4 protein-coding genes are annotated in these 6,820 nt (G+C 25.7%); 2 read left to right on the top strand and 2 right to left on the bottom strand.

Annotated features, from left to right (window positions below; translation table 11 throughout):
* The first annotated feature begins 123 nt into the window (after nucleotides 1-123).
* Nucleotides 124-681 carry a DUF4416 family protein gene (locus tag F811_RS0112150; protein ID WP_026364443.1) on the top strand — a complete coding sequence of 186 codons (558 nt, stop codon included), beginning with the start codon at nucleotides 124-126 and terminating at the stop codon, nucleotides 679-681.
* A 3-nt stretch (nucleotides 682-684) separates the two neighbouring features.
* Here F811_RS0112150 and F811_RS0112155 read toward each other — a convergent pair whose 3' ends face one another.
* Entirely contained in the window at nucleotides 685-2,946 is a 2,262-nt protein-coding gene (locus F811_RS0112155; RefSeq protein ID WP_020005509.1) for a methyl-accepting chemotaxis protein, read from the bottom strand.
* Nucleotides 2,947-3,140: 194 nt separating this feature from the next.
* The gene (locus F811_RS0112160; protein ID WP_026364444.1) at nucleotides 3,141-5,390 is read right to left on the bottom strand and encodes a methyl-accepting chemotaxis protein; all 2,250 of its coding nucleotides are present in this window, start codon (nucleotides 5,388-5,390) and stop codon (nucleotides 3,141-3,143) included.
* 187 nt (nucleotides 5,391-5,577) lie between these two features.
* Between F811_RS0112160 and F811_RS0112165 the strand changes: the two genes are divergently transcribed.
* Nucleotides 5,578-6,780 (top strand): hypothetical protein, encoded by a 1,203-nt coding sequence (locus F811_RS0112165; RefSeq protein ID WP_020005511.1) that lies wholly within the window; start codon nucleotides 5,578-5,580, stop codon nucleotides 6,778-6,780.
* Nucleotides 6,781-6,820: the final 40 nt, after the last annotated feature.

Genomic DNA, 6,820 nt, shown 5'->3' on the forward strand with positions numbered 1-6,820 from the left:
TTTATTTTTATATTATTTATTTTTATTATAAATATTAATCTTTTTTATATCAAGTAAAAATGATGTCCAATTTTTTATTATAGATTATAGAAATATAAATAAAAATAATGTAATATAATTATTATGAGTAAAGTATTAAAACAATCAAAGGCTGTTCTCATTACGGCATTAATGTATAATGATATTAATATATATAATTTTACATTAGAAAAACTTATAAATAATTTTGGAGAAATTGAAGTTATAAGTGATAAGTATTTATTTTCTCATTCTATTTATTATAAAGAAGAGATGGGAGATTCTTTAAGTAAAAGATTTATAGTATTTAAGAATATGATAGAAAGAGATTATATAAGCGATGTAAAGAGAATTACAGACAATATAGAGAAAGAATATGTTGATGATAAAAACAACCGTAAAATAAATATAGATCCTGCTATACTAACATTAGAAAACTTTATTTTAGTTACAAATAAAAACTTCACGCATAGAATATATTTAAAAGACGGTGTATTTGCTGATTTGACACTTATCTACAAAAAGAAAAAAGGATACACAGAACTCCCTTGGACTTATGCAGATTATTCAAGCGATGAAACAAAAAAGTTTTTAAATAAAATAAGAGAGCTATTCTATAACAGACTTATAGAAAGCTCTCCTTTTGGTTCTAATTGGAAATAATTTTTAAGAATCTTTTATTCCAGCAATTCTTACAAACTCTTTATCCCATACACCAATATGTTCTATTAAAAGTTTTGCTAAAAGCTCTGAAAAATCAGTTGCAACCTTTTTCCAATCGCTGCTGGATTTAAATTCTTTATACTGATCATCAATAGCCTTTTCAAATCTTCTATGTTCTTCAAAATGTTCTTTAATTTTATGGTATTTATCTTTATTTGCCACCTGTATTTTCTGTTCTTCTGCAAAATGGTATTTAGTATAATTAATAGCACCTTTAAATGCCTCATCAACATCTGCTTTCACACCATTATATAAAGCAGAATGAACTTTGTTGGCATATTCAATAATCTGAACATGCTGACTGTCTATAGTTTTATTATGTGTATAATACTGATCAAGCCATTCCAATTTCATAGCACCAACTTTAAAGAAACTCATAGCATCTGCTAATTCTTCCATCTGCTGTTCAAGCTCTTTTGATGACTCATTCATAGATGATACTAATGAACTATTTCCCTGAGTTTGAGCATCCATATTAGACATAGCATTATTAATACTGTCTATACCTATTAACTGCTCTTTAGTAGTATTGGCCATATCAGCAATAACTTTAGTAGTCTCTTCTATCTTGCTTTCAATATCCTCAAATAGAGTTCTTGACATATTAGCAGAATCTGTAGCCTTTTTAACTTTTTCATTACTTTCACCAATGAAAGAAGTAATATTATTAACAGAACTTTGAGTAGTTTGTGCTAAGTTTCTAACTTCAGAAGCAACAACAGCAAAACCTCTTCCTTGATCTCCAGCTCTTGCTGCCTCTACTGAAGCATTAAGAGCTAATATATTAGTCTGAAAAGCAATATCTTCAATAAATTTAACCAAACCGCTAATTTTTTGACTATATTCAAATGCCTGACTAGTATTCTGAGCTGTTTCAGCAATAATACTTCCAGCTTCTTCAACTGCATTTCTAGCATTTATCATCATATCATTAATTATAGCGGCATTTTCTGCTGTTTTCTTTATAGTGCTTGAAATCTCTTCTGTAGCTTCAGCAGTCTTTTCCAAATCAGCTGCCTGACTTAATGTTCTTGAAGCCAAGTCTTTATTGGAATAAGATAGTGAATATGCTGTTCTTTTTGTTAAAGCAACATTAGAATTAGCTATATTAATAATATTTTTTATAGATGTCTTCATATGGTCAAAACTCATTATAAGTTCAGCTGTTTCATCTTTTCTTGCAAGGTATTTTTCCTTGATATCAAAAGTTAAATCACCTGTAGAAATTAAATTAGCAAGTCTTAAAGCTTCTTTTAAAGGTGAAGTTAATCTTCTTGTAAATCCTGTTATCATTACAGCAACAATTATAATTATAACAAGTGAGAATAATATAGCGAATAATACTGTTCTGCCCAATGAAGCGTATAATTCGCTTTCTAATATGCTTATAATAATATACCAGTTAGTATTGTCTATATTATAATAAGACATTAAATATCCCTGTTTATTAGTATCTTTATAATGAAGCATTCCATTACCATTTTTGATAACTTCATCATAATAAGGAGCATTATTTTCTACAGTCAATATTCTATTTTTATCCTGATGAGCTAATACCATCTTATTGCTGTCTATAATAGATATTCTTCCGCTTTCACCTATTCTAGCATTTAAAATGTATCTATCCATCAAATCACCCCAATCAACATTGCCAGCTAATATTCCAATTACCCTTCCAGTATTATCCTTAATACCTCTCCATATTCTATAAGTTGGATTGCCTGTAGCTACTGATTTAGTAATAGTTGTCTCTCCGCCTGAATTATACCCTCCAGATACAAACTTTTTCCAGCCTTCATCATTTACATTCATAGAAACATTATTTAATATTCCATTCTCAGAATCTATTATAGCTCTTCCATTTAAATCTAGTAAAATAAAATTAATAAATGAACTTCTTGAGCTTTTAAAATATTTTAATGCATCTTCCGCTCTAAGTCTTAAATTTGGATCTTCTTTATTCTGAAGGAAGCTAACCAGAGCTTCAGTAGTAACAAAATTTGCCATAGAGCTATTATTGTCATCTAGCCATAAATTAATAAGATTCTTATATGAAATAGATGTTGATTCAAAACCGCTCTCAATAGTTTCATCTATAGCTTTCATACTCAAAAATAATACAGTACCTATACTTAAAAACATTGACAGAACTATAGCTGTTATAAATAGTACAGGTATTTTAAATCTTAAACTATATATTTTCATCATTTTATCCCCATTCATATCATATATTACTTATTAAATAATAACATTTATAAGAAATAAATTCAATATAGAATAAAATCTTATAAGTAACTATTCTTAATAATATATTATAAATTATCTATTAAAATATAAGAATTTTTTACAACATATTGTAATATTTTTTCAAATTTATAAGTTTTTAAAGAAAAAATGTTTTAATGATCAGATATTCCAGCAATTTTTACAAATTCTTTATCCCATACTCCAATATGCTGAATAAGCCATTTACTCAAAATATCAGCCATATCAGACGCTGTTTTTTTCCAATCACTAGAAGCATTTAATTCTTCAATTTTTCTGCCAACCAAAGCCTCAAAATTTCTATGCTGTTCAAAATGTTCTTTTATCTTTTTATATTTATCGGCATTTTCTTTCTGAAATTTCTCTTCATCAGAAAAATGATACTTGGTATAATCTAAAGTCATATTAAAAATATTTTTAACCCTATCCAAATCATCTTCATATATAGCCGAATATATATCATTTATGAAATTAATAAGGTTCATATGCTGTTCATCTATATGAGAATTATTAGTATTATAATTATCCATCCATTCCAAACGATGAACTCCTGTTTTAAAGAAACTCATAGCACTAAAAAAATCATTAGTCTGTTTTTCTAATTCGGAAGAAGAAGTTTTCATAATATCAACAAGATTTGAATTTTCTTTGGTTTTAGAATCTATATTAAGCATAGAAGTATTGATTTTACGTACATCTTCTTCCTGCTTATGCATAGTATTAACCATATTTTCCATAATTGTAGTAGTATTATCAATTTTTTTCTCTATATTAGAAAACAGCTTTTGAGACATAGTAGCTGATTCTGTAGCTTTTTTTATTTTATCATTACTATCTTCTATTAAAACAGTGATATTTTTAGCAGATTCTGAAGTACTCTGTGCAAGATTTCTAACTTCACTAGCTACAACGGCAAAACCTCTTCCATGATCTCCTGCACGTGCAGCCTCAACTGAAGCATTTAAAGCCAGTATATTAGTTTGAAAGGCTATATCTTCTATTATCTTTATGATATCTCCAATTTTTTTACTGGATTCAAAAACTAAAGATGTATTTCTTGCTGTATCATCTATTATAGAGCCTGCATCCAATATATCATTTCTTGCATCAATCATACTATCGCTTATAGACCTTATATTAGTAGTAGACTCTTCTATAGCTGAAGAAATATTTTTCATAAAAATACTTGTCTGATTTATATCTGCTGCCTGAGATACTGTTCTGTCTGACAAATCCTTATTAGAATAATATAAACTATAAGCCGTTCTTTTAGTTTGAGATATATTTGAGTTTACAACCTTAATAATATCTTTTATTACTCTTTTCATCTTATTAAAACTGTTTAATATCTCTCCTATTTCATCTTTTCTATTCAAATATTTTTCTGATATAACAGCAGTTAAATCTCCGTTTGCAATGTTTTCAGCCTCTTTAACAGCCTCATTTATAGGAGATATTACATGTTTAGAAAAACACCAAATTATTATAATAGATAATATGGTTAAAATTACTCCTACTACTATAGGTAATATAAGCATAAATTTTACTGGATTATAAAGCTCACTTTCTGTTATAGTTACTATTATATACCAATGAGGATAAATTATAGTATTGAAATAAAGCATACAAAGTTTGCCGTCATCGTTTTTAAAATGCTTTATTCCAGTTTTTAAATCTGTGATATCTTTTAAAACTTCAGAATCTTTCATATTTGTCAATACTTTACTTTCATCTTTATGGGCTACTATATTTTTATCTTCATCAATTATCATAATACTGCCTGTATCACCAAATTTATAATTAGATATAGAATGTCTCATAAAGTCTTCCCAGTCAATATGATATGATAATACCCCTATTTTAGTTCCATCAGGAGCATTTATATCTGAATACATTTTAAATACAGGCTTTCCAGTTATAGATGACTTTGAAATCCACATTTTTTCATCTTTTACATTATTTTTATAAAGATTAAAATCTGGATCCACACCTTGGTTAATACGTATTAAATTTCCTTCCTCAGAATCAAGTAAAATATTACCTTCAGTATCTAAAATTACAAAATGAAGAGAAGATTTTCTATAATTTTTGAAAGCAGTCAAACTATTCTCTGCAATTGAAGCATTTTCTTCTGTTCTATTTAATAAGTAATTGACTATACTATCATTTGTAGAAAAGGCATCTACTATTGATTGTTGTTGTTCTATCCATAGATTAGCCGTACTTTCATAAGCAATGGCTGTAGTTTCAAATCCATTTTGAGCCGCTATATCAACAGACTTCAATGATATTAAAAACATTATAACAGTTATTACAAATATTGATAATGTAATAGAAAGTCCCATAATAAGCGGTATTTTAAATGTTAAACTATGAAGTTTCATTCTTAAACCCTTATTATAAAATTTTCTTACATTATAACATATATAAATAATTAAATCAAATATGAAATTATAATACATTATTTCACACTTAATTATCAATAAAATTAATATATTGTTCATATACTTTACAATTTATAATTATTAAGTTATAATCTATCTTCAAAATACCTATAAGGGGTTATAAAAAATGTCTGAAAATAAGTTAATGAATTCAAGCAGCAAAAAAATAATATATTTTGTATTAGTATTTGTATTAATGATAATTTCTTCTATTCCTGCAAATGTATATATATTATTCTTTGATACTGAATACGATGCTGAAAAATTAATTTATAATATGATTTTTAATAGTTTTTATTTTCAAGTGTTTTACTTTTTTTGTTATTCATTTTTATTTAGTATAAACAGCAATTTTGAAAATGTTAATAAAAAGACAATACTCATAACATTTTTATCATTTCTACTTGTATTTTTGCTTAGCATATTTACTTCAGCACCACTAAAAGATGAAGTACCTAATATGCTTGAATTTTTTATGTCTAATATAATGATTAATAAAAGTATATTATTTTATATAATGTTTTTTATTATAATACTTTTAGCTGATAACAATTTTAATATAAAGAATAACACATATAATAGTTTTACTAAGCTAGGAGATATAATTTTCTTTTCTACAATAGCAGCAATTATTGCATTTGTATTTTGGGTATTCATTGTTTTTTTATATGATAAATTTATTTTTAGAGCTGATATAGTAAGTGATTTAGAACCGTTAATAGAAAAACTTATTTTTATGTCTATTGTATTCGTTCTTTCTCTAATACCTTTTATATTTTTCTTTGTGCAAAATAGATTTAAAACTGTTTTATCAATATATATTTCAAGAGTGTTATTATTTTTATATTCATTTTTAATATTTGCTTTATTTTTTGCATTACTATATGAACCTATAAGACCTTTTTACAATACCAAGTCTTTTATAATTTATAATGTATTATTAATTTTATCTGTTTTTACTTTATACTTTATAAGAGCGGACTATAAGGCTGGGATTATAACAAAGGCAATGTATATAATATTTCCAATACTAGCATTTTTATTTAATATATTAGTATTAAGTTCGAGCATATACAGAGTAATTATTTCTGAAAATAAAATAAATGAAATTTCTATTGCAGTTCTTAATGCTATAATAGCTATTAATTTAATATACATAATAGTACAAAATATAAAGTCTATAATAAAGATATTTAAAAATAATATTAATATAAATGAGGCAGTGATTGGAAATAATAAAATATATAACTTCATTTATATTTATGGTATTTACTCATTTATTTTTTCTTTTATAGCTCCTATTGTAATGGTATTTTTAAAAAATAAATAAAAGTTTAATAATTTAAAGAGGTTTATGAATTATGAAAAAG

The sequence above is a fragment of the Brachyspira innocens ATCC 29796 genome (genome assembly GCF_000384655.1).
In the GTDB taxonomy this organism is placed as follows: domain Bacteria; phylum Spirochaetota; class Brachyspiria; order Brachyspirales; family Brachyspiraceae; genus Brachyspira; species Brachyspira innocens.